The organism is Neisseria weixii (assembly GCF_002327085.1).
GTDB classification, from domain to species: Bacteria; Pseudomonadota; Gammaproteobacteria; order Burkholderiales; family Neisseriaceae; genus Neisseria; species Neisseria weixii.
On record NZ_CP023429.1, the window covers coordinates 2181700 to 2204036 of the forward strand.

General features: G+C 51.0%; 23 protein-coding genes and 3 pseudogenes. 25 read left to right on the forward strand and 1 reads right to left on the reverse strand.

What is annotated here, in order from left to right:
• The first annotated feature begins 57 nt into the window (after positions 1-57).
• From ychF to CGZ65_RS11015, 5 genes and pseudogenes are all read left to right on the forward strand, one after another.
• Positions 58-1149, forward strand: a complete 1092-nt coding sequence (gene ychF, locus CGZ65_RS10990) for a redox-regulated ATPase YchF (RefSeq protein WP_096295832.1) — start codon at positions 58-60, stop codon at positions 1147-1149.
• Between the two features lie 70 nt (positions 1150-1219).
• Entirely contained in the window at positions 1220-2518 is a 1299-nt protein-coding gene (gene tyrS / locus CGZ65_RS10995) for a tyrosine--tRNA ligase (protein WP_096295833.1), read from the forward strand.
• Positions 2519-2563: 45 nt separating this feature from the next.
• Positions 2564-2691 (forward strand): annotated as a pseudogene (locus CGZ65_RS15265) (lipoprotein signal peptidase).
• A gap of 194 nt (positions 2692-2885) precedes the next feature.
• Positions 2886-3614, forward strand: a complete 729-nt coding sequence (locus CGZ65_RS15270) for a transposase (RefSeq protein WP_415906986.1) — start codon at positions 2886-2888, stop codon at positions 3612-3614.
• A gap of 39 nt (positions 3615-3653) precedes the next feature.
• Positions 3654-4163 (forward strand): nitroreductase family protein, encoded by a 510-nt coding sequence (locus CGZ65_RS11015; RefSeq protein ID WP_157742782.1) that lies wholly within the window; start codon positions 3654-3656, stop codon positions 4161-4163.
• 189 nt (positions 4164-4352) lie between these two features.
• Here the strand turns inward: CGZ65_RS11015 and CGZ65_RS11020 are convergent, their stop codons facing one another.
• Positions 4353-5342 carry an LLM class flavin-dependent oxidoreductase gene (locus tag CGZ65_RS11020; RefSeq protein ID WP_096295837.1) on the reverse strand — a complete coding sequence of 330 codons (990 nt, stop codon included), beginning with the start codon at positions 5340-5342 and terminating at the stop codon, positions 4353-4355.
• A 530-nt stretch (positions 5343-5872) separates the two neighbouring features.
• Between CGZ65_RS11020 and CGZ65_RS11025 the strand changes: the two genes are divergently transcribed.
• The 20 genes and pseudogenes from CGZ65_RS11025 to trmD all read left to right on the forward strand — a co-directional run bounded on the left by CGZ65_RS11025 (position 5873) and on the right by trmD (position 22334).
• Positions 5873-6646 carry a DMT family transporter gene (locus CGZ65_RS11025; protein ID WP_232507439.1) on the forward strand — a complete coding sequence of 258 codons (774 nt, stop codon included), beginning with the start codon at positions 5873-5875 and terminating at the stop codon, positions 6644-6646.
• Between the two features lie 138 nt (positions 6647-6784).
• Positions 6785-7429: an imidazole glycerol phosphate synthase subunit HisH gene (hisH, locus tag CGZ65_RS11030; RefSeq protein ID WP_096295838.1), complete on the forward strand. Its 645-nt coding sequence runs from the start codon at positions 6785-6787 to the stop codon at positions 7427-7429.
• Between the two features lie 142 nt (positions 7430-7571).
• Positions 7572-8308: pseudogene (hisA, locus tag CGZ65_RS11035) on the forward strand (1-(5-phosphoribosyl)-5-[(5-phosphoribosylamino)methylideneamino]imidazole-4-carboxamide isomerase).
• 130 nt (positions 8309-8438) lie between these two features.
• Entirely contained in the window at positions 8439-8756 is a 318-nt protein-coding gene (locus CGZ65_RS11040) for a multidrug transporter MatE (protein WP_096295839.1), read from the forward strand.
• Positions 8757-8838: 82 nt separating this feature from the next.
• Entirely contained in the window at positions 8839-9606 is a 768-nt protein-coding gene (hisF, locus tag CGZ65_RS11045) for an imidazole glycerol phosphate synthase subunit HisF (protein ID WP_096295840.1), read from the forward strand.
• A 117-nt stretch (positions 9607-9723) separates the two neighbouring features.
• On the forward strand, positions 9724-10488 hold the full coding sequence (locus CGZ65_RS11050) for a sulfite exporter TauE/SafE family protein (protein ID WP_096295841.1): 765 nt from the start codon (positions 9724-9726) through the stop codon (positions 10486-10488).
• A gap of 163 nt (positions 10489-10651) precedes the next feature.
• Complete coding sequence (gene hisI, locus CGZ65_RS11055; protein WP_096295842.1) at positions 10652-11053, forward strand: phosphoribosyl-AMP cyclohydrolase; 402 nt, start codon at positions 10652-10654, stop codon at positions 11051-11053.
• 82 nt (positions 11054-11135) lie between these two features.
• Positions 11136-11458 (forward strand): annotated as a pseudogene (locus CGZ65_RS11060) (phosphoribosyl-ATP diphosphatase).
• Positions 11459-11530: 72 nt separating this feature from the next.
• Positions 11531-11854 carry a histidine triad nucleotide-binding protein gene (locus CGZ65_RS11065; RefSeq protein WP_096295843.1) on the forward strand — a complete coding sequence of 108 codons (324 nt, stop codon included), beginning with the start codon at positions 11531-11533 and terminating at the stop codon, positions 11852-11854.
• A gap of 49 nt (positions 11855-11903) precedes the next feature.
• Positions 11904-12101 (forward strand): Sec-independent protein translocase subunit TatA, encoded by a 198-nt coding sequence (gene tatA, locus CGZ65_RS11070; RefSeq protein ID WP_096295844.1) that lies wholly within the window; start codon positions 11904-11906, stop codon positions 12099-12101.
• A gap of 3 nt (positions 12102-12104) precedes the next feature.
• Complete coding sequence (gene tatB / locus CGZ65_RS11075) at positions 12105-12788, forward strand: Sec-independent protein translocase protein TatB (protein WP_096295845.1); 684 nt, start codon at positions 12105-12107, stop codon at positions 12786-12788.
• 7 nt (positions 12789-12795) lie between these two features.
• A complete protein-coding gene (tatC, locus tag CGZ65_RS11080; protein WP_096295846.1) occupies positions 12796-13581 on the forward strand; it encodes a twin-arginine translocase subunit TatC in 786 nt (261 codons plus the stop codon).
• A 120-nt stretch (positions 13582-13701) separates the two neighbouring features.
• Positions 13702-14061 carry a DUF2069 domain-containing protein gene (locus tag CGZ65_RS11085; RefSeq protein ID WP_096295847.1) on the forward strand — a complete coding sequence of 120 codons (360 nt, stop codon included), beginning with the start codon at positions 13702-13704 and terminating at the stop codon, positions 14059-14061.
• A complete protein-coding gene (locus tag CGZ65_RS11090) occupies positions 14061-15896 on the forward strand; it encodes a PglL family O-oligosaccharyltransferase (RefSeq protein ID WP_096295848.1) in 1836 nt (611 codons plus the stop codon). Before CGZ65_RS11085 ends, CGZ65_RS11090 begins: the two co-directional genes overlap by 1 nt.
• 213 nt (positions 15897-16109) lie before the next feature.
• Positions 16110-16787 carry a two-component system response regulator MisR gene (gene misR / locus CGZ65_RS11095; RefSeq protein WP_096295849.1) on the forward strand — a complete coding sequence of 226 codons (678 nt, stop codon included), beginning with the start codon at positions 16110-16112 and terminating at the stop codon, positions 16785-16787.
• 11 nt (positions 16788-16798) lie between these two features.
• Positions 16799-18211, forward strand: coding sequence for a HAMP domain-containing sensor histidine kinase (locus CGZ65_RS11100; RefSeq protein ID WP_096295850.1), 1413 nt, complete (start codon positions 16799-16801; stop codon positions 18209-18211).
• Positions 18212-18292: 81 nt separating this feature from the next.
• Positions 18293-20734 (forward strand): bifunctional acetate--CoA ligase family protein/GNAT family N-acetyltransferase, encoded by a 2442-nt coding sequence (locus tag CGZ65_RS11105; protein WP_096295851.1) that lies wholly within the window; start codon positions 18293-18295, stop codon positions 20732-20734.
• 76 nt (positions 20735-20810) lie between these two features.
• Positions 20811-21059, forward strand: a complete 249-nt coding sequence (gene rpsP, locus CGZ65_RS11110; protein WP_096295852.1) for a 30S ribosomal protein S16 — start codon at positions 20811-20813, stop codon at positions 21057-21059.
• Positions 21060-21075: 16 nt separating this feature from the next.
• Positions 21076-21585 carry a ribosome maturation factor RimM gene (gene rimM / locus CGZ65_RS11115; protein WP_096295853.1) on the forward strand — a complete coding sequence of 170 codons (510 nt, stop codon included), beginning with the start codon at positions 21076-21078 and terminating at the stop codon, positions 21583-21585.
• Positions 21585-22334, forward strand: a complete 750-nt coding sequence (trmD, locus tag CGZ65_RS11120; RefSeq protein ID WP_096295854.1) for a tRNA (guanosine(37)-N1)-methyltransferase TrmD — start codon at positions 21585-21587, stop codon at positions 22332-22334. The genes rimM and trmD overlap by 1 nt, the downstream gene beginning before the upstream one ends.
• The last annotated feature ends 3 nt before the right edge of the window (positions 22335-22337 follow it).

Here is a 22337-nt window from a genome sequence, read left to right on the forward strand (position 1 = left end):
CAACGAATTATGCTATAATTGCCCGTTTAAAAATTTTAGCAAATATCAGGAAAAAACATGAGTTTAAAATGCGGCATCGTCGGCCTGCCCAATGTCGGCAAATCCACTCTGTTCAACGCCTTAACCCAATCGGGCATTGAAGCGGCCAACTACCCTTTCTGCACCATCGAACCGAATGTCGGCATTGTCGAAGTACCTGACCCGCGCATGGCCGAATTGGCGAAAATCGTCAATCCGCAAAAAATGCAGCCTGCCATTGTGGAATTTGTCGATATCGCAGGTTTGGTGGCCGGTGCCAGCAAAGGCGAAGGCTTGGGTAACCAATTTTTGGCCAACATCCGCGAAACTGATGCCATCGTAAATGTGGTGCGCTGTTTTGATGATGAAAACATCGTCCACGTTGCCGGTAAAATCGATCCGATTGCCGACATCGAAACCATCGGCACCGAATTGGCTTTGGCCGACTTAGCCAGCGTGGAAAAAGCCATTGTCCGCGAAGAAAAACGCGCCCGCAGCGGCGACAAAGATGCACAAAAATTGGTCGATTTGTGCAAAAAATTACTACCGCATTTAGATGAAGGCAAGCCGGTTCGCTCATTCGGCTTGGATACCGAAGAATTGGCCATGTTGCGCCCGCTGCTCCTGCTCACCGCCAAACCCGCCATGTATGTCGGCAACGTCGCCGAAGACGGTTTTGAAAACAACCCACACCTCGACCGCCTTAAAGAATTGGCTGCCAAAGAAAACGCACCGGTTGTAGCCGTATGCGCTGCCATGGAAAGCGAAATCGCCGAATTGGAAGACGACGAGAAAGCCGAATTCCTCGCAGAAATGGGCTTGGAAGAACCGGGCTTGAACCGCCTGATTCGCGCCGGCTACGATCTGCTCGGCCTGCAAACCTACTTTACCGCCGGCGTCAAAGAAGTCCGCGCATGGACCATCCACAAAGGCGACACCGCCCCGCAAGCCGCCGGCGTGATTCATACCGACTTCGAACGCGGCTTCATCCGCGCCCAAGTGATTGCCTATGAAGATTTCGTAGCCTTAGGCGGCGAAGCCAAAGCCAAAGAAGCCGGCAAAATGCGTGTAGAAGGCAAGGAATATATCGTAAAAGACGGCGATGTGATGCATTTCTTATTCAATGTGTAACCGATAAATGCTTGCAACGTTCAGACGGCCTTATTAAATAAAGGCCGTCTGAAAACATAATGGAACCAATATGAGCTTATTAAAAGACTTACAAGCGCGCGGTTTGATCGCGCAAACTACTGATATTGAAGCTTTAGAAGCTTTGTTGAACGAACAAAAAATCGCTTTATATTGCGGTTTCGACCCGACTGCCGACAGCTTGCACATCGGTCATCTGCTGCCCGTGTTGGCATTGCGCCGGTTCCAACAGGCCGATCATACGCCGATTGCTTTGGTTGGCGGGGCCACCGGTATGATTGGCGACCCGAGCTTTAAAGCAGTAGAGCGCAGCTTGAATTCTGCCGACACTGTGGCCGGCTGGGTGGACAGCATCCGCAATCAGTTGAAACCGTTTTTGAGCTTTGAAGGCGATAATGCTGCGGTAATGGCCAATAATGCCGATTGGTTCGGCCAAATGAACTGCTTGGATTTCCTGCGCGACATCGGTAAGCATTTCTCGGTAAATGCGATGTTGGCAAAAGAATCGGTGAAGCAGCGTATCGACCGTGATGATGTGGGTATTTCGTTTACCGAATTTGCCTACACCTTACTGCAAAGCTACGATTTCGCCGAATTGAACCAACGCCACGGCGCATTACTGCAAATCGGCGGCTCCGACCAATGGGGCAACATCACCAACGGCATCGACCTCACCCGCCGCCTGCATCAAAAACAAGTGTTTGGCCTGACCCTACCGCTGGTCACCAAATCAGACGGTACCAAATTCGGTAAAACCGAAGGCGGCGCGGTGTGGCTGGATGCGAAGAAAACCTCGCCTTACCAGTTTTACCAATTCTGGCTGAAAGTAGCCGATGCCGATGTTTATAAGTTCTTGAAATATTTCACGTTCCTAACCATCGAACAGATTGACGAAATCGAAGCAAAAGACAAAGCCAGCGGCACCAAGCCTGAAGCGCAGCGCATTTTGGCCGAAGAAATGACCCGCCTGATTCACGGTGAAGCGGCTTTGGAAGCGGCACAACGCATTTCTGCCAGCCTGTTTGCCGAAGATCAAAGCAACCTGACCGAAGCCGATTTTGAGCAACTCGCCCTTGATGGTCTCCCTGCGTTTGAGGTGTCCGGCAACGTCAATGTGGTGGAAGCCTTGGTAAGCAGCGGCTTGGCGCAATCAAATAAAGAAGCGCGTGGCTTTGTGAACAGTAAAGCAGTTGTGATCAATGGAGCAGCCGTAACTGAACCGAACAATCCGAACCACGCTGCGGAAAAACCGGATGATGCTTATCTGCTGACCGATGAACACAAGCGCTTTGGTAAATATACGATTCTGCGCCGTGGCAAACGTAACCATGCTTTATTGGTGTGGAAATAAGTAATTTATAAGTTAGAATCAATCTCTAACCTACTAACAAGCCGTCTGAAAATTTCAGACGGCTTGAGCATTTCTGCGTTGTATGCTGCTCGCTCGCATGCCTATCGTGTGATATGTCTGCACTCGCTGCGCTGCTACGCCTTGAACTGCATCCACATCCGGCAGTTTTGTAACGGCATCGGCTTGTCCGACTGTAATAAAGATTAAAAAAATCTCTTTTAACCAAATATAGCAAATAAACATATTCTCCGATACAATTCCCCCATGGCCTGTTCAGAAGACTTCAAACAACCCGTACTCAAAAAACTCCGTCAAGGATGGACGATTCGCAGAACCGCAAAAGAATCCGGCACCGCCATTCTCCACCATCACACTTTGGAGACGCCCTCCGGCTCCCCAGGCCCCTCCAAAGCAACGGAAAACCCGCAAAATCAGCGCCCAGGCACTGCTCGAAGATGTCGGGCGTTATCCTGATGCCTATTGCTGTGAAAGAGCGCAACGCTTTGGCTGTTCCCATACCGCCATACACAAAGCATTAAAGCGATACGGCATCAGCTGCAAAAAAAAGACCAACCGCCACCCGAAAGCCGGCAGAAGGCTCAGAAAAAACTTCCTGAAGTTACTGCACCGCTACATCCGCCGTAACCGTCCGGTTGTTTGTTCAGATGGGAGCAAATTCGGAAAATCCTGTTACCGGCCTTACGCTTATGCGCCAAAAAGCCGGCGTTGTTATGCGCTTCATGATTGGCAGGGGCATCATCAGACCAATGCCGTTGGAGCGTTATTTCACGGCAAACTGTTTGCCGTCGGGCTGTTTGATTGCAGTATTGACCGCCGGATATTTGATGCTTGGTCGGAGCGGGTTTTGATTCCGGAGCTGCCGCAAAACAGTGTGGCGGTGATGGATAATGCGGCGTTTCATAAGGGGAATGCTTTAGCGCTTCTGAAGGAGAAAGGCCATACCGTGTTATGGCTTCCGCCCTATAGTCCCGATCTGAATCAGATAGAGAAAAAGCGGGCTTGGATTAAAGGTGTTGGGAATCGGCTGAGAATGGCGGATGTGGATTGGCTGTTTCAGGCGTGTATCGATAAATAAGTTTATTTGCTATACATCTTACAGGCCAATACCTTGCAAATGCGAAACCCTGCCTTCAAACAAGAGCTGAAAACATGGTTGCGCTACAATAAAAAACACCAAGACCAAACACGGGACGGATTGAGTTACGCTGCCTTTGGTGCGCCGAATGTGCCGCGTTGGATAGCCGAAACCGCCATGTCGTTTGCCATGCGCGAAATACCGCAGCACAAGTCTTGCCAACGGCAAATAAACCGAGCCTCCCATTTCGCCCTGTTTACTCTGGAACAGCAAACTGTCACGCATTGGATCAACTTAGGGCGCACCCTGCAACGCTTCCTGCTTGCCGCCACCGCACACGGCCTCGCCCATTGCTATCTCAACCAGCCCTGTGAAGAACGCACTGTCGCACAAAATATGGCACAAGCCCTGTCGCTTAATACATCGCCTGTAATTTTGATACGCTTGGGCTGTGCCGCACCGCGCCCCTATTCATTGCGCCGAAATATTGCCGATGTGATAGACCAAAGCCAGACCCGCAGATACGGCCAGCCGCCCCAAGCGGCGTAACCGTACGGTAGTCTGTTAATGATTCTGTTAATGATTAAAGTAACCATGCGCCAAGCCCGGCAAGCGTGCGCACGGTTACGCTTTGCTTGGGCAAAGCTTAGCCGTACCTACGGCAATAACGCCATGGTTTGGCATGAACAGGCCGTCTGAAAGTGATGTTTCAGACGGCCTGTTTTATCAACCAACAGTTTACAGCGTATCGGCAATTTCTTTCAGCATTTCAAACGATTCGGCCTGTTTGGCTTCGTCGTAAATATAGTTCAAAGCCATAATCTCATCGGCTTGGACGCGCGCTTGCAGGTTGAGCAGTTGTTTGCGCACGCTCTCTTTGCTGCCGATGATGTCTTCGCCCAGCATTTGTTTCACGGCAAATTCTTGGTCGTCGCTCCACACGGCCGACATATCGGCTACCGGCGGTTGCAGCGGTTTCATTTGGCCGCTGACCACGCCTAAAAACTGCTGTTGTTGCGAGGTGTGCAGCAAATGCGCTTCCTCGTCGGTATCGGCAACGATGATGTTGACGCAGATGATGACTTCGGGTTTGTCGAGATATTTTGACGGCTTGAAGCCGTTGCGGTAGATTTGCACCGCCATTTCCATCATGCGTGGGGCAAAGTGGCCGGCGAACACATACGGCATACCGAGTCCGGTGGCGAGATAGGCGCTTTCGGTGCTGGAGCCGAGAATATAAAGAGGCACGTTTTTATCCATCGCCAAATAGGCTTTGACGTAACCCTGCTCGTCTGCGCTGCCGAAATAGCGTTGGATGGTTTGGATGTCGTGCGGAAAATTCATCGACACGTCTTGCGCGTTGCGGCGCAAGGCCAAGGCGGTGCGCGGATCGGTGCCCGGCGCACGGCCGACACCTAAATCGATGCGGTCGCCGTATATGGTGGCCAAAGTGCCGTATTGCTCAGCCACGGCCAGCGGGCTGTGGTTGGGCAGCATCACGCCGCCGGTGCCGACGCGGATGGTCTGCGTGTTGGCCAAAGTATGACCGACCAGCAATTGTGTAGCGGAACTGAGCAAATTGGGCATATTGTGGTGTTCGGCAATCCAATAGCGTTCATAACCCAAACGCTCGGCGGTCTGCGCCAGCGTCACCATCGATTGGATAGCCTGTTTTGGGGTTTGGCCTTCGCGCAAAGGCACAAGGTTGAGCATGGAGAGTTTGAGCATAATCGTTCCTGATTGGGTGTGGTTGTTTCGATATATATAAGCAGATAAGGCTGTCTGAAAAATTATCAATGCTTTTTCAGACGGCCTTGATGAATAAAGTTTATTTTCAAGCAGGTGGATAAGGCAAACGCTTACCGAATCAGCATTCACACGTGTATCTTTTTATAATTGAATAAAATCATGGCTGCCATAAATATGCGCTAAGGCTGAGGCTTTTTCAAAATCTCCGCCTTTTGCACAATTCTTCGTTATGTGCTTCTCGAAATTTTGACTATCAAGATAATGCCTGCGCTTTCTGCGTGGCTCTAACTGAGAACTGTATTCAAATCCGGGGTTTGCACAGTTCACAGGCCGTCTGAACCTTTCAGACGGCCTGTGTTAAAATCTGCTGTCTTTTTTCTTTGGCCGCTTGTGATGAAACCGAATGCTTCTTTTTGGTCGACGGTGCCGCTGTTGGTGTTGCCGCCGCTGTTTTGGGCGGGCAATTTCGTGGTCGGACGTGCGGTGCGTGGCGATATTCCCCTTTAAATTTGTCGTTTGGCCGCTGGGCAATTGCGCTGGCGGTGATTCTGCCTTTTGCGTGGCAACACATGCGCCGCGATTTGCCTTTATACAAACAATATCCAGCCAAAATCGTGGCGGTATCGCTGGCGGGAGTGGCGTCGTTCAACACCTTGGTTTATATGGGCTTGCACCACACGACCACCACCAATGCGCTGCTGCTCAATTCCTGCATTCCGGTGCTGATTATGTTTTTCGGTGTGTTGTTTTACCGCCAGACGCTGCTGCCGGCGCAGATTGGCGGCTTGGTGCTGTCGATGTCGGGCGTATTGAGCATTATTCTTCATGGGGAATGGGACAACTTATTGGCCATGCAGTTTAATTCGGGTGATTTGATTGTGTTTGCGGCAATGATTTGCTGGGCGCTTTATACCTTGTGGATGAAAACGCTGCCCGCCGAAATCAACCGCATAGGCTTGATGGCGGTGCAAATCATCATCGGCTTAGTCGCTTTAATGCCATTGTGGCTGTGGGAAACGGCTTCAGGCGCAGAGATTGTGTTCAGCCCTGCCGCCTTGCTCGCCTTAGCCTATGTCGGCTTGCTGCCCTCGGTGGCGGCTTATCTGCTTTATACAATGGCGGTGGAAAAAGTCGGGCCGGTACGCACGGGTTTGTCGGTGCATTTGATTCCGGCCTTCGGCGTGTTGCTGGCGGTGTTATTTTTAAGCGAAAAGCTGCACGCTTACCATCTCATCGGCATTGTACTGATTGCCTGCGGGTTGGTGTTATCCAACCGCAAATGATAACAAAATAGGCCGTCTGAAATAATTTCCCCTTTCAGACGGCCTTTTGTTAGTTTGTTTTAAATTGTCAACAAAAGCACGCGGATTTTTTGTTACAATACCGTCCACTACAATGATTTGCACATTAAAAGGATCAACATGAAAGTAGCTGTTGTCGATTACGGCATGGGTAATTTGCACTCGGTGCTGAAATCCGTACAGGCCGCGCAAAAATTGGCCGGCTTGCAGGCCGATATTTTTCTGACCGACAAGCCGGACGAAGTGTTTGCCGCCGACAAAATCATTTTCCCCGGCCAAGGTGCCATGCCCGACTGCATGGGCGCGTTGCAGCAAAGCGGCTTGGGCGAAGCGGTTTCAGACAGCCTGAAAAACAAGCCGTTCTTCGGCATTTGCGTCGGCGCACAATTATTGTTCAACCACAGTGAAGAAGGCGACACCGCCGGTTTGGGCTGGTTTGCCGGTGACGTGAAGCGCTTTGCCGCCAACCGCCACGATGCCAACGGCGGCAAATTGAAAGTGCCGCACATGGGCTGGAATGCGGTGCGCCAAACCCAAAGCCATCCGCTGTTTGCCGACATCGCGCAAAACACGCGCTTTTACTTTGTACACAGCTACTACTTCGCGCCGCAAAACAGCGACATCGTATTGGGTACCAGCGAATATCCGGAAGAATTTGCCTGCATTGTCGGCCAAGATAATGTGTTTGCCACCCAATTCCACACCGAAAAAAGCCATGACGGCGGCTTGCTGCTGTTGCGCAATTTCTTAAACTGGCAGCCATAAAGATCCGGCACGAAACAAAGCGTATCGAAGACGCCTGAATCGTGCTAAAATTCGCTAAATTGTGTAAAATGATTTGCACATCATGATTCTGTTTTTCAGAAAGCCTATCATCAGGCCGTCTGAAACCTACTTTGGAAAAATTATGTTACTTATCCCTGCAATCGATTTAAAAGACGGTCAATGCGTGCGTCTGAAGCAAGGCTTGATGGATCAGGCAACCGTATTTTCCGATACGCCGGCGCAAACTGCCGAACACTGGTTCAAGCAAGGCGCGCGCCGTCTGCATTTGGTGGATTTGAACGGCGCATTTGCGGGCGAACCGAAGAACTTCCCTGCGATTAAAGAAATCCTGGCCGCCGTGGCGCAACACATTCCCGTGCAATTGGGCGGCGGCATCCGTGATTTGGCCACCATCGAAAAATATCTGGATTTGGGTCTGACCGACGTCATCATCGGCACCGCTGCCGTGAAAAACCCGAGTTCGTGCGCGAAGCCTGCAAAGCCTTTCCCGGCCAAATCATCGTCGGCTTGGATGCCAAAGAAGGTATGGTGGCGATTGACGGCTGGGCAACCGTGACCGAACATCATGTCATTGATTTGGCCAAACAATTTGAAGACGACGGTGTCAACAGCATCATCTACACCGACATCGGCCGCGACGGCATGATGAGCGGCGTGAACATTGATGCCACCGTCAAGCTGGCCGAATCGATTAAGATTCCCGTGATTGCCTCCGGCGGCCTGACCGATTTGAACGACATCCGCGCCCTGTGCGCGGTCGAAAAAAGCGGCGTGGCCGGTGCGATTACCGGCCGTGCAATTTACGAAGGCAGCATTGATTTTGCCGAAGCACAAAAGCTGGCCGATTCGTTGGCCTAATCTGTTTCAAACCATATTTTATAGGGTGCGCCTGCGTTTCATTTTACTGCGCCCTACCACGCTTGATTGCTTTGCCACGATATAAAACCAACAGGCAAAGCGGTTTTATTCAATCATTAAGGGGTTACACATGCTGGAAGCATTCGTCTTAGGCTTTTGGTTGATTTGGTCTGCCGACCGCGACATTTATCCGCTGACCGAAAGTCTGTGGTTTACCATTTTGGCCGTCATCATGCGCCAACTGACCGCTTTTGCCATACCGGAAATTGACGGTCATTGGGTGGCGCTCAACGGCGCATTATGGGTGTATATCGCCGTTGTTTTCATCATCGTCAACCGTTTCAGCACCAGCTTTATGAGCACCATGCTCATGGCCGCCGCTGCGGGCATCGGTTATTTTCAATTGCTGCAATATCTGCCCGACTGGGTCAGCGGCTGGCTGAGTTAGACCTAGGCCGCCTGACTCTTTCAGACGGCCTCAAACCTGTTGCACACACCGCAACCGCTTTTTATTGATGGAAATCCTTTCAATGGCATTGGCAAAACGCATTATCCCCTGTTTAGACGTAGATAACGGTCGCGTGGTCAAAGGCGTCAACTTTCTCGGCCTGCGCGATGCAGGCAACCCGATTGACGTCGCCAAACGCTATAACGACGAAGGTGCCGACGAGCTGACCTTTCTCGACATCACCGCTTCTTCCGACAACCGCGACACCATTTTGCATGTGATTGAAGAAGTGGCATCGCAAGTATTCATTCCGCTCACCGTCGGCGGCGGCGTGCGCTCAGTGGCCGATGTGCGCCGCCTGCTCAATGCCGGTGCCGACAAAGCCAGCATCAACACCGCCGCCGTGACCAATCCTGATTTGGTCAACGAAGCCAGCGGCTTTTTCGGCTCGCAAGCGATTGTGGTGGCCATCGATGCCAAAGCGGTCAATCCTGAAAACACACGCTGGGAAATTTTCACCCACGGCGGCCGCAAACCAACCGGTCTGGACGCAGTAGAATGGGCGGTGGAAATGCAGAAACGCGGCGCCGGCGAAATCCTGCTTACCAGCATGGATAGGGACGGCACCAAAATCGGCTTCAACCTGCCGCTGAACCGCGCCATTTCCGAAGCAGTCGATATCCCCGTAATCGCTTCCGGCGGGGTGGGCAATATGCAACACTTAATCGACGGCGTGAAAGAAGGCAAAGCCGATGCCGTGTTGGCAGCAAGTATTTTCCACTTCGGCGAAGTCAGCATTCACGAAGCCAAACTGGCCATGCAGGCAGCAGGGATTGAAGTGCGGTTGTAATCATTTCAGACGGCCTGCTGATATATTGCCGACAAGCCGTTTGAATGCGCTCTCACTAAAGTAAACATTTAATCCTTTATTCCATGCCGTCTGAAACCTAAAACACACACCACGCTTATGGAACTCGATTTTACCTTAGGGCAATATCTGCTCATCGGCTTTTTAGGCATTATCGCCGGCATCATCAATATGATGGCGGGCGGTGGTTCAAACCTGATTTTGCCGGTGTTGATGGTATTCGGTGTGCCGGCCGATGTCGCCAACGGTACCAACCGCGTTGGCGTGTTGCTGCAATCCGTCTCCGGCACCTGCGGCTTCCATAAAGCGGGCAAGCTGCCTACCCAAGATTTGCGCGGCATTATGGTACCGATGATGTTCGGCGGCGTGGCCGGTGCATTGTTTGCTTCTTTTGCGCCCGTGGATGTGTTAAAGCCCCTGTTATTGCTGACCATGCTTGGCGTAGCGGCGGTCGTAGCGTTCAAACCCGGCCTGCTGCTGCACGAGCCGGGTACGCAGCCGATTCGGGTTGCCGACAAGCCCAATTCGCGTTACGCTTTGTTTCTAGTCGGCATGTATGGCGGCTTTGTGCAAGCAGCGGCAGGCTTTTTGCTGCTGCCCGCACTGGCCGGTTTGCTGAAATACGATTTGGTACGCGCCAATGCGTTAAAAGTCTGCTGCACTTTGGGCTTCACCGCCGTGGCCCTGGTAATTTTCGTGGCACGCGGCCAAGTGATGTGGGACGTGGGTTTGGTGCTGGCCTTATCCAGTGCCTTAGGCGCACGTTTGGGTGTGAAAACCGCCATCAAGCTGCAACCCGAAACCCTGCGCAAAATCCTGTTTGCCATGACCTTGGCCGCCGTAGTGTCTGCCTTTTTGAAATAATTTTTCAGGCCGTCTGAAAACTTATGGCCGTTTCAAATAGAAATAAGACAAGGCGACAGCGACCGCCGTGTACACCCGGTACATAAGGAAACTGACCACGCCGGATGATTTTATTCGAAACGACTACTATCCACTTTCAGACGGCCTGTCAGGACATTCCGACATGAACACTGTAACCCTACTTTCCGCCGTCAAATTCGATAAAAAAGGCTTGGTGTGCGCCATCGCGCAAGATTGGCAAAGCGGCCGCGTGTTGATGGTGGCGTGGATGAATGCCGAAGCGGTCGCCAAAACCGCCGAAACCGGTTTTGCCCACTATTACAGCCGCAGCCGTCAAAAACAATGGATGAAGGGCGAAGAATCCGGCCATACGCAAAAAGTACACGAGCTGCGTTTGGATTGCGACGGCGATGCGATTGTGATGCTGATTGAACAACACGGCGGCATTGCCTGCCATACCGGCCGCGAAAGCTGTTTCTACCAAAAATGGGACGGCGTTCAATGGCAAACCGTTGATGACGTATTAAAAGATGAAAACGAGATTTACGGCCGCGGACATGCTTAATCTCATGCCACAGACGCTTGAAGCTTTTCAGGCCGTCTGAAAAAATTCAGACAGCCCCCTTTTCCCAGCAAACGGAATCCTTATGAGCAATAATGTATTAAGCGAAATTCAAAGTGTGATTGACTCGCGCAAAGGGCAAAACCCGGAAGAATCTTATGTCGCCCAGCTTTTGCACAAAGGCGAAGAAAAATCCTGAAAAAAGTCATCGAAGAAGCAGGCGAAGTGTTGATGGCCTCGAAAGACGGCGAAGCGGAACACTTGATTTACGAAACCGCCGATTTGTGGTTTCACAGCATGGTTTTGCTGGCGCACCACGGTTTGCGTGTCGAAGATGTGATTGCCGAACTTGCGCGCCGTCAAGGTTTGTCGGGATTGGTGGAAAAAGCCGCTCGCACAGACCACTGAAACTGTATTACAATCAGCCCTATTCGATTTCATGCCGTCTGAAAGCCCAGGCGGCCATATTGGAGTGACACCGTGAGCGACTGCATTTTCTGTAAAATCGTGGATAAGCAAATCCCCTCCGCCAGCGTCTATGAAGATGCCGATATGTTGTGCTTCAAAGACATCAACCCGTCGGCCCCCGTGCATCTGCTGCTGATTCCCAAAGTGCATTTCGACTCGTTGGCACATGCCCAAGCCGAGCATGAAACGCTACTGGGCAAAATGATGCTGAAAGTGCCGCAAATCGCACAAGAAGCGGGCTTGACCAACGGCTTCAAAACCTTAATCAACACCGGCAAAGACGGCGGACAGGAAGTGTTCCACCTGCACATCCACATCATGGGCACACCGGCCTGATTATCGACACTACCGAATTTAACCATTTAAAAAATCAAAGGAATTTACCATGGGCAGCTTTTCTATCTGGCACTGGATCATCGTATTGGTCATCGTGGTTTTGGTGTTTGGCACTAAAAAATTACGCAATGTCGGCAAAGACTTGGGCGGCGCGGTGCACGACTTTAAAAAAGGCCTGAACGAAGGCGACGAAAAAGCCACCAAAGACGAAGTCATCGAACACAAAAAAGAAGAAGACAAAGTCTAATCCATGTTTGATTTCGGTTTAAGCGAACTCCTGCTGATCGGCGTCATTGCGCTGATTGTGCTGGGGCCAGAACGTCTGCCCAAAGCTGCGCGCACGGCCGGCCAATTGGTCGGCAAACTGCAGCGTTTGGTCAGCAACGTCAAGCAAGAACTCAGCGTGCAAGTCGAGCTGGAAGAGCTGCGCAAGGCCAAGCAGGAATTTGAATCGGCAGCGGATCAATTACGCAATGAAATAAAGGAAGTCGGCAACGAAGCCCAAAGCAGTCTGAATAGCATTTCAGACGGCCTCAAGCCTTGGGAGCGACTGCCTGAACAACGTGTACCTAACGATTTCAAAGTTGATGAAAACGGCATTTTGCTGCCCGAAATTAAAGATGACAAAGCAAATCCAAACGCCGGATCGGTCGAGATTCTGGACGAAAACGGCCAGCCGATTGCCCCTCCTGCAACTGACATTGCGCAAGCCGTGCAAAACGACGAAGCATATGATGCCGAACAATTATGGCGCGATTACCTGACTTCGGCCAACACGTCATATCAAGCGCCGGAAGTCAGCTATGTCGAAACCACGCCTACCTATTCCCTTGGCATGCACACCGCCACTCTGCGCAAGCAGAGCATGCAGCGTAAACGCGATATGCGTCCGAAATTCCGAGCCAAACCGAAACTTCGTGTCCGTAAAAAGTGAGTAAACGGTGTCTGATACGCCCATCCAACCATCCGAACCTACGACCCAGCCTTTAATCGAGCACCTGCTTGAGCTGCGCCGCCGCCTGATGTGGATCATCATCGGCCTGTTGGTCTGTTTTTTAGCGCTGATGCCGTTTTCGCAAACCCTGTATTCGTTTGTCGCTCAGCCGCTGATGGCCAGCTTACCTAAAGACACCAGTATGATTGCTACTGATGTGATTGCACCGTTTTTCGTGCCGGTGAAAGTTACCTTGATGGCGGCTTTTTTGGTATCGCTGCCGCATACGCTGTACCAGGTTTGGGCATTTGTCGCACCGGCACTGTATCAAAATGAAAAACGTTTGATTACGCCCTTGGTGTTGTCGAGCTTTATCCTGTTTTTTGTCGGCATGGCCTTTGCCTATTACTTGGTGTTTCCGGTGATTTTCCAATTTCTGGCCAGCGTGACGCCTGCCGGCGTCAATATGGCGACCGACATCGACAAATATTTATCGTTTATTCTCGGCATGTTTGTGGCTTTCGGCACCACGTTTGAGGTGCCGGTGGTGGTGGTCTTATCGGCGCGCATGGGCATTGTCGATACGGTGCAACTCAAACTCGCGCGCCCTTATGTGATTGTCGGCGCGTTTGTGATTGCCGCCATCATCACGCCGCCTGATGTGATTTCGCAGATTCTGCTCGCCATACCGCTGATTATTCTGTATGAAGCGGGTATTTGGTTCAGCCGTTTTACCAAACCGATTGGACGCGAAAGCTCAGACGACGAAGCGCAACCACCTGCCCAAGTTTGAGGGATCGTTAATGTTGATTGATAGGCCGCCTGAAAGCAAACCACGGAACTTTCAGACGGCCTTTTACGGTCTGATGGCAGGTTGATGACAGATTGCCTGCTGTTTTAAAGTGATAGAGACATGAAAAATTCTGCGAAACATTGGTCTTATTACACCGCTTCCATCAGCTTGATTGCGCTGATTATCATCTGCATTGCTTGGGAATTATGGATTGCGCCGCTGCGCCCGGGCGGCTCGTGGCTGGCCTTAAAAACCCTGCCCTTATGTTTGCCGCTGACCGGCGTTTTGAAAGGTAAAGTTTATACTTATCAATACAGCTGCATGCTGATTTTGATTTATTTTGCCGAAGCATTTATGCGGATTTTTGATGCCGTACCGGCCAGTCGCGTATGCGCGGCCTTGGCAGCAGCATGCTGCGTGGTGTTTTTTATCAGCTGCCTGCTTTTTATTAAAGAGGCGCAACGAAAGGTGGTGGCTTGATGTATCAGCGTTTTTCAGACGGCCTGCGCAGTGAGTGGCATACCCGCCTGCTGCCGGTGTGGCTGGCGTTTTTGTGGATCGGCATTGCGCCGTTTGTATCACTTTACCGTGTCGGACCTTTATCCAGTTTTTATCTGGAAGCCGCTTCGCTGTTGGGTGCGGTGGTGTTCGTATTGGCGACAGCATGCTACGGTTTGCTCAATGTGCGCCTTCCTACCGCCGGCGTGGCTTTTTTGGTATTGGCCGCCTTTTGGTGGCTGCAAGCGCGTGTACTGGATTTAACCTATCCCGGCATGAACGACATGGTAGTGTGGACGTTTGTGATTCTGGCCTTGGCCGCATGGGCGGTGCGCGGATGGGTGGCGGAATACGGACAAGAACACATTGTTACCGTGTTCGCATGGTCACTTTTGTTCGGCGCATTGATTCAGGCAACCATCGCGTTTATGCAGTTTAAAGGCTGGGCAGGCGCAGAAATGTTCAAAGGCATTTTGGCTTATGGTGGCGGCAACAATGTCAGCGGCCAACTCGGCCAACGCAACCATCTCGGCCATTATCTGATGTGGGGCGTGTTGTGCGCGGCTTATTTGTGGGCAATGCGCAAAATGCCGAACTGGCTGGGCGTGGCGTTGGTAATATTGCTCACCGGCATTCTCGGTTTGGTCAACTCACGCACCATTCTCGCTTATGTCATCGGCGTGGGCATATTGCTGCCGTTTTGGCGTGTAGCAGCCGGGCGCGAAGCCAACCGCTTGCTCGGCATTATCGCATTTGCACTCGCCTGTGTGGTATTGTTCCAATTTTCCATGGGCATGTTGCTCGAATTCTTCAGCAACGCCAATTACGAAACAGCAATCGAACGCTCAGGCAACAGCGGCTTTGAAGGTTCTGCCCGTGAAATCGAATGGCGCAAGGCTTGGATTGCGTTCCAATCTGCACCCTGGCTTGGTCATGGTTGGAATAGTTATGCTTTACAAGGCTTCTTAGTGCATGCCGAACTCAAACACTACGGCAACAATATCCTCGGCGTTTTATTCACTCATTCACACAATATCATCATGCAACTCTTGGCCGAAGTCGGCCTCATCGGAACCTTGCTGGCGGCATTGGGCTTACTGGCAGCCGTTTGGCGCATGCTGGTTCGTCCGTATCACGCTGCTTCATTGTTGCTCCTGGCTTTGATGACGGTATCCCTGTGTCACAGCATGCTGGAATACCCGCTTTGGTATATTTATTTTCTGGTGCCGTTCGGCCTGATGATTTCGCTGTCGCCTGCGCGTTATCAAGATATTTCAGACAGACCTGTCACAGCCAAACGCCGCAATTATGTGGGCGGCTTAACGGCCATTTTAATGATTGGCGGCATCTTGAATCTGGGCTGGGCTTACACCGATTTGGTTGATTACAGTCGCCTACCGAAAACCGAAGCCGCGACTGAAGCCGGCCGTAAAATCGCTGGGCTCCAACGTATTGCCGAGCAACAACCGATGCTGCGCTACTACGCTGAATTGAGCCTGACCCGCCGCGCCGATCCGACCGACCCGGTGATTCAGCCTTGGGCGGAGCAAGCCGCACTGAATGCCCTGACCTACCGCCCTTACGCCAATGCCCATCAAGTCGGCCTTTACCGCTACCGCAAAGGCGAAACCCAAACAGGCGAACAATGGATGCAGGCCATGTATTATTACTTTCCGTACATGATGCCGTTTTACGAAAGCAAAATCCGTGCACACCAAGCATTCGAGCCATTGCTGCCGGCACTTTTATCGGCCTGCCAAACCTTTCAAGCAGACCCCAAACACAGTACCGCCAAACCTTGCAGCAAAGCAAGATAATCGGCATTTCCCCATTTCAGACGGCCTATTATTTCCAATAGGCCGTCTGAAATGTAAAGGCCTTTACATTCATTGCAAAAAAGCGCAAAAGCATAGAAAAAGAAGCTATCAACATTAATGCAATGCGTGTTAAGATAAGTGCTATTCTTGATTCACTGCTTTTGTTAATAACCAAATAAAGGCAGCGCATACAACCACCGAAAAGGAATTCTCATGAGCCGCGTACTATTGGTAGATGACGACGCTTTATTGACCGAACTGTTAACCGAATATCTGACCGCCGAAGGCCTGAACGTACACAGCGTTCCCGATGGAGAAGCAGGCGTACAAGAAATCTTATCGGGTCAATACGATGTGGTCGTATTGGATTCCATGATGCCGAAAATGAACGGCTTGGATGTTTTGAAAAACGTCCGCACCCAAAGCACCGTACCGGTGATTATGTTGACTGCCAAGGGGGACGACATCGACCGCATCATTGGTTTGGAAATGGGTGCAGACGATTATGTGCCGAAACCTTGCACTCCACGTGAATTGTTGGCACGCATCAATGCCATTCTGCGCCGCGCACAAAACAATGCCGAGCAAAGCAACACGCCAAACAGCATTGCCGTGAGCGATGTGGTTCTTTATCCGGCCAAACGCCAAGCCTCCATCAAAGACACACCTTTGGAATTGACCAGCACCGAATTCAACCTGTTGGAAGTGTTGATGCGCCATGCCGGTCAAGTGGTGAGCAAAGAAACTTTATCTGTAGAAGCTTTAGACCGCAAACTGGCCAAATTCGACCGCAGTATCGACGTGCATATTTCAAGCATCCGCCACAAATTGGGGGATGCATCGCTGATTCAAACTGTGCGTGGTTTGGGCTACTTGTTTGTTAAAAACTAAGATTCAGTCCCATGAAACTGTTTCAACGCATATTCGCCACATTTTGCGCAGTCATTATCTGCGCAATCTTTGTGGCGAGTTTTTCATTTTGGCTGATGCAAAACACCTTGGCCGAAAACCAGTTTAACCAACGCCGCGGCATAGAAACGACGTTGATGAACAGTATCGTCTCCGCGTTCCGTTCACGCGGAGACATCGGTGCGCGCGAGATTTTGGCAGAATGGGAAGACAGCCCGGTTTCCAATGGCGTTTTTGTCATTCTCGGTGACAACAAACGCGATATTCTCGACCGCGACATCGATGCCAAAATGATTGAACGCGCCCGCGCCTTCGCCATCAACAATCCAAAATCAGATTTGGCACACATCGAGTACGACCGCTTCGGCGAAGAATATCTCTTCTTCGTGCGCGGTTGGGAAAACCAACAGGCGCAACGTCTGCCAAGCCCGTTATTTATTCCCGGCTTGCCGTTACCGCCGATTTGGCACGAATTTATTATCCTTTCCTTCATCATTTTGGTCGGTTTGCTCACCGCTTACATTTTGGCAGCCAACATCACCAAGCCTATCCGTATTTTAGGCAAGGGCATGAATCGTGTGGCCAACGGCGATTTGGAAACCCGTATTTCGCAACAGGTTGACGACCGTGACGACGAATTGTCGCACTTGGCACAGCAATTCGACAAAATGGCGGAAAAACTGCAAAAGCTGGTTGCCAAAGAGCGCCACCTGCTGCACCACGTTTCCCACGAAATGCGTTCGCCATTGGCGCGTATGCAGGCGATTGTCGGCCTCATTCAAGCACAGCCGCAAAAGCAGGATCAATATCTGAAACGCCTGGAAGGCGAATTAACGCGCATGGATGCCTTAGTGGGCGAGCTGCTCACTTTGTCTCGCTTGGAAACGTCGAACATGCCGCTGGAAAAGGAAAACCTGAAGCTGATACCATTCTTAAGCAACCTGGTCGACGACAGCCAAAGCGTGGCGCAACAAAACCATCAGTCGGTAACCTTGCAGATTCAGGGGAAAATACCCGAAACCGCCGCTGTTTCGGCCAATGAAAGCTATTTATACCGCGCGTTTGACAACGTGATTCGCAATGCCATGAATTACAGCCCTGAAGGCAGCGACATCAAAGTCCACATCGGCCAAGACAGTAAAAACTGGATTGTGGATATTACCGACAACGGTCCCGGCGTAGATGAAATGCAATTGCCGCATATTTTCACCGCATTTTACCGCGCCGACTCCAGCGCCAGCAAACCGGGCACCGGTCTAGGCTTGGCTTTGGCCAAACACATTGTCGAGCAACACAACGGTAAAATCATCGCTGAAAATGTCAAACCCAACGGCTTGAACATGCGGTTCATTTTCCCGAAAAGCAAACCTTCCGGCGAAAAAGAAAAAAACGCTGCGGCGGTATGACTCATCAAGGCCGTCTGAAAATACCTGTGTTTTCAGACGGCCTTTTTCATTAAAGCAATCATTCCGAACGAAAGAAGCACCATGAATACACAGCCCATGCCCGGCTATTTTTTCATGCCGCAACACATTATCTTGGTTGGCGCGAGCGAACGTCCGCATACTTTGGGCGAACGCATCCTAACCGCACTTCTCGGTTCTTCATTCCAAGGTGACATCACGCCGGTAAATTTGCGCCACAAAACCGTGGCCGGTTTGCCTGCCTACCCGAATTTAAACAAAATCGACAGCCAAGCCGATTTGGTGATTGCCGTCACCCCGCCCGACAGCTACGAAACACTGTTTAAAGCCTGCCGTAAAAAGCAGCTTCACCACCTGATTTTGATTCAAGATTGGGAAAGCCTCAGCGAAGAAGATTGGCAAACCGCCCGCCAAGCGATTCAAAAGCATCACGGTCAGGAATTAAACATCAGCGTGTGCAGTCCTGCCGGCATTCAATTGCCCACTCAAGGGCTGAATACCGGCGTTTTGCCTGATTTTCCGGCCGGCCATGTCGCGCTGCTGACCGGCCAAGCTTCAGTGAGCAGTGAAATTGATGTCATGCTGCGCCGCATGCAGCAAGGCGTTTCGCGTCACATCAGCCTGAATTACGACCTTAGTCCCACATCTGCCGCCGACTGGATCAACCGCTTCGGCCACAACCGCCACACGCGTATCGCCGTGGTGCATCACAATCCTGCCGAAAACCAGCGCAAATTGTTCAGCGCCATCCGTCACTTTACCCGCCATACGCCGATGATTGTCCACTGCACTCATGCCGTGGACGATACCGAACGCGCGATCCTCGAAAGCCTAAGCCGCCATTGCAATTTCTTACTGACGCTCAACCATAACGAACTGTCTGCCGCGCTACGCGCCCGTTTGTCCGACATCAAGCCGAGTAACCAGCTCACCGCGCTGGGCAACACACCGATTGGCTGGCTGCAGCCGATTGCCGCAGAAATGGGCATCCAATTAACTCTGCCGTCTGAAAAATCCAATCTGCAAAATGGTTATCTGGGCAGCATGCCCACCGCCGCACATTACCGCAGCATGGCTGCGCAGCAATTGCAGCAAAACCATACCCAATCCCTGCTCGCTGTGATTGCGCCGAGCGCCGACCAAAATGAAACCGCCATCGCCAAAATGCTGAATCATCTGACCAAACAAACCGGCAAGCCTTTACTTGTCAGTAGTCATGTTTCAGACGGCCTACTACATTTCCCCACCCCCGAACAAGCCTTGCAAACCTTATATTTACGCAATATCGCCGCCCGTTTACAGCAAGTGCAGCACGAAATCGCACCGGCAAAATCAGGCCGTCTTAAAAACATTGACAGCCAAGCCGTTACCGCCGCAAAAGACAATTCCAAACGCTTGGCGGCCGCGCTTCACCTACCTACTTATCAAAATGGCAACACTTATCCGTTGGTTAAATTGACATTCAGACGGCATCCACAATACGGCACCATCATCAGTGCTGCCGACTTAAACCGCACCATCGCCATATTGCCGCCATTTACCACGCTCGATACCGCACGTCTTTTGCGTTTTGCCGATTTAAACCGTTATCAAGATGCCATCGAACAGTTTGTCCACAGCATGAATACCCTAGTGCAGAATCCCGAACTGTTTAATGTTAATGGTGAAATTATTCTGAATATCAGCAGCAATCAAATCAGCACCGATGTCAGATGGCCCGCACTACCTACGTCTCCATCTCATAAAAACAGTAAGCCGTCTGAAAAAACCATTGAACAACCAAGCCAACCGACTGCCGATGGTTTCAACCACCGCATGCAGGCTGCTGCCGAATTTCTGCGCTACAGTAATGCCCGTGCCAGTGAATTTATCCGCACCACCAGCGAAGCGGCGGCTGAATTTTGGCATCAAAAAAACAACACCGGCAAACCCAAACCGGTAGAAAACGTGCTCGCCCCTTATCCGACGGATTATCCGAGCGAAATTCGTCTGAAAAACGGACAAACCGTATCGGTTCGCCCGTTTGAACCTGAAGATGCCGAAGCCAAACAGCAATTTATCCGCCGACTCTCACCCCAATCGCGCTACACCCGCTTCATGACCCGCACCAACGAACTGCCTCAGCCCACACTTGCCCGTTTCAGCAAGCTCGATTACCACAGCGAAGGCGCATGGATTGCCAAAAATTCAGACGGCCTGATTGTCGCCGTCAGCCGCTTCAGCCGCCTGACCCGCGATGAGTGCGAATTCGGCATTACTCTTTCCGAAGACATGCGCGGCAGCGGTTTGGCTCATAAAATGATGCAACTGATTATCCGATTAGCAACACAACAAGGCTACCAAAGCATGAGCGCGACAATCTTAAAAGAAAACACCGCCATGCTGAAATTGGCCGAAAAATCAGGCTTTAGCCTGATGGAATCAGAGCAGGACAAAAATCTTTACCAAGCCAAACTCAACCTTTTATCGGCCGAAGAAAAAAGCAAGGAGAAGTTTAGGCAATAAACACTTGCCTAAACACCACAAACTGACCTAAAATAAACAGTTTCTATATCTCCGAATTTATCAAAAGGACTCAAAAATGGTAGTTATCCGTTTGGCTCGCAGTGGCTCTAAACACCGCCCTTTCTACAACATCGTAGTTGCTGATTCGCGCAACCGTCGCGACGGCCGCTTCATTGAGCGCGTTGGCTTCTACAACCCGGTTGCCAACGAAAAACAAGAACGCCTACGCTTGGCTACTGACCGCCTGAACCACTGGATCGGTCAAGGTGCACAAGTGAGCGAAGCCGTTGCCAAGTTGGTTAAAGAGCAAAAAGCTGCTGCTTAATCAACCGTATATTGCCATGACAGACATGCAACAATGGGTAGCCATGGGCTACATTAAAGGCATATTCGGCATTAAAGGCTGGCTTAAAATCGCCGCCAACACCGAGTATACCGACAGTCTGCTTGACTACCCACAATGGCAGTTACGCAAAGACGGCGACATACTAACCGTCTCCGTCGAAGCCGGCAAAGTTGTCGGCGATGAATTACAGGTAAAATTCGAAGGTATCAATGACCGCGACCAAGCTTTTTTGCTGCGCGGCTATACCATTGAAATTCCCCGCTCCGAATTTGCCCCTGCCGAAGAAGACGAATTCTATTGGGCAGATTTAGTGGGCATGACCGTTATCAACCAAGAAGGCTTGACGTTAGGTACTGTCAAAAATCTGATGGAAACCGGTGCCAACGATGTGTTGGTGATTCATGGCGAATACGGTCAAAAGCTGATTCCGTTTGTGTCGCAATACATTGAAAAAGTGGATACCGAGCAGCAAACCATCAATGTTGACTGGGGCTTGGATTACTGATGTTGATTCAAAGCATCACCCTGTTTCCGGAAATGTTCGACAGTATTACCGAATACGGCGTGACCGGACGGGCAAGAAAGCAGAATTTTTGGCAATTTAAAGCCATTAATCCGCGCCAATTTTCCGACAACAAACTCGGCTACATCGATGACCGCCCTTTCGGCGGCGGCCCCGGCATGATTATGCAGGCGCCTCCGTTGCAAGCCGCGATTGATGAAGCGAAAAAAAACACCACTGGTAACAGCAAAGTCATTTACCTTAGTCCGCAGGGCACATTGTTCAACCATCAAAAATCAGTTGAATTAGCGCAAGCGGAGAGCCTTATTTTATTGTGTGGCCGCTATGAAGGCATTGACGAACGCTTGCTGCAGCACAGCGTTGACGAAGAAATCAGCATGGGCGATTTCGTCGTTTCCGGTGGAGAATTGCCGGCGATGATGCTGATGGACGCGGTATTAAGATTGATACCCGGCGTATTGGGCGATATTCAGTCTGCCGAGCAAGATTCCTTTTCAGACGGCCTGTTAGACTGCCCGCATTACACCAAACCTTTAGAATTTCAAGGTATGACCGTACCGGATGTTTTACGTTCGGGCAACCATGGATTGATTGCCGAGTGGCGGTTGAAACAATCGCTGCAACGCACTTTAGCGCGCAGACCGGATCTTCTGGAAAAGCGCAGTTTAATCCCAAAGGAAACCCGCCTCTTACAAGAAATCTTGGCAGAGCAACGGGAAATCCAATCATAATCT

Coding starts and splice junctions, on each gene's coding strand:
- rimM (WP_096295853.1), top strand. CDS start 21,076: ATGACAGACATGCAACAATGGGTAGCCATGGGCTACATTAAAGGCATA.
- hisI (WP_096295842.1), top strand. CDS start 10,652: ATGAACACTGTAACCCTACTTTCCGCCGTCAAATTCGATAAAAAAGGC.
- tatB (WP_096295845.1), top strand. CDS start 12,105: ATGTTTGATTTCGGTTTAAGCGAACTCCTGCTGATCGGCGTCATTGCG.
- CGZ65_RS11100 (WP_096295850.1), top strand. CDS start 16,799: ATGAAACTGTTTCAACGCATATTCGCCACATTTTGCGCAGTCATTATC.
- tatA (WP_096295844.1), top strand. CDS start 11,904: ATGGGCAGCTTTTCTATCTGGCACTGGATCATCGTATTGGTCATCGTG.
- CGZ65_RS11085 (WP_096295847.1), top strand. CDS start 13,702: ATGAAAAATTCTGCGAAACATTGGTCTTATTACACCGCTTCCATCAGC.
- tyrS (WP_096295833.1), top strand. CDS start 1,220: ATGAGCTTATTAAAAGACTTACAAGCGCGCGGTTTGATCGCGCAAACT.
- trmD (WP_096295854.1), top strand. CDS start 21,585: ATGTTGATTCAAAGCATCACCCTGTTTCCGGAAATGTTCGACAGTATT.
- CGZ65_RS11050 (WP_096295841.1), top strand. CDS start 9,724: ATGGAACTCGATTTTACCTTAGGGCAATATCTGCTCATCGGCTTTTTA.
- misR (WP_096295849.1), top strand. CDS start 16,110: ATGAGCCGCGTACTATTGGTAGATGACGACGCTTTATTGACCGAACTG.
- CGZ65_RS11090 (WP_096295848.1), top strand. CDS start 14,061: ATGTATCAGCGTTTTTCAGACGGCCTGCGCAGTGAGTGGCATACCCGC.
- CGZ65_RS11020 (WP_096295837.1), bottom strand. CDS start 5,342: ATGCTCAAACTCTCCATGCTCAACCTTGTGCCTTTGCGCGAAGGCCAA.
- CGZ65_RS11040 (WP_096295839.1), top strand. CDS start 8,439: ATGCTGGAAGCATTCGTCTTAGGCTTTTGGTTGATTTGGTCTGCCGAC.
- CGZ65_RS11015 (WP_157742782.1), top strand. CDS start 3,654: ATGCGAAACCCTGCCTTCAAACAAGAGCTGAAAACATGGTTGCGCTAC.
- hisH (WP_096295838.1), top strand. CDS start 6,785: ATGAAAGTAGCTGTTGTCGATTACGGCATGGGTAATTTGCACTCGGTG.
- hisF (WP_096295840.1), top strand. CDS start 8,839: ATGGCATTGGCAAAACGCATTATCCCCTGTTTAGACGTAGATAACGGT.
- rpsP (WP_096295852.1), top strand. CDS start 20,811: ATGGTAGTTATCCGTTTGGCTCGCAGTGGCTCTAAACACCGCCCTTTC.
- CGZ65_RS11105 (WP_096295851.1), top strand. CDS start 18,293: ATGAATACACAGCCCATGCCCGGCTATTTTTTCATGCCGCAACACATT.
- ychF (WP_096295832.1), top strand. CDS start 58: ATGAGTTTAAAATGCGGCATCGTCGGCCTGCCCAATGTCGGCAAATCC.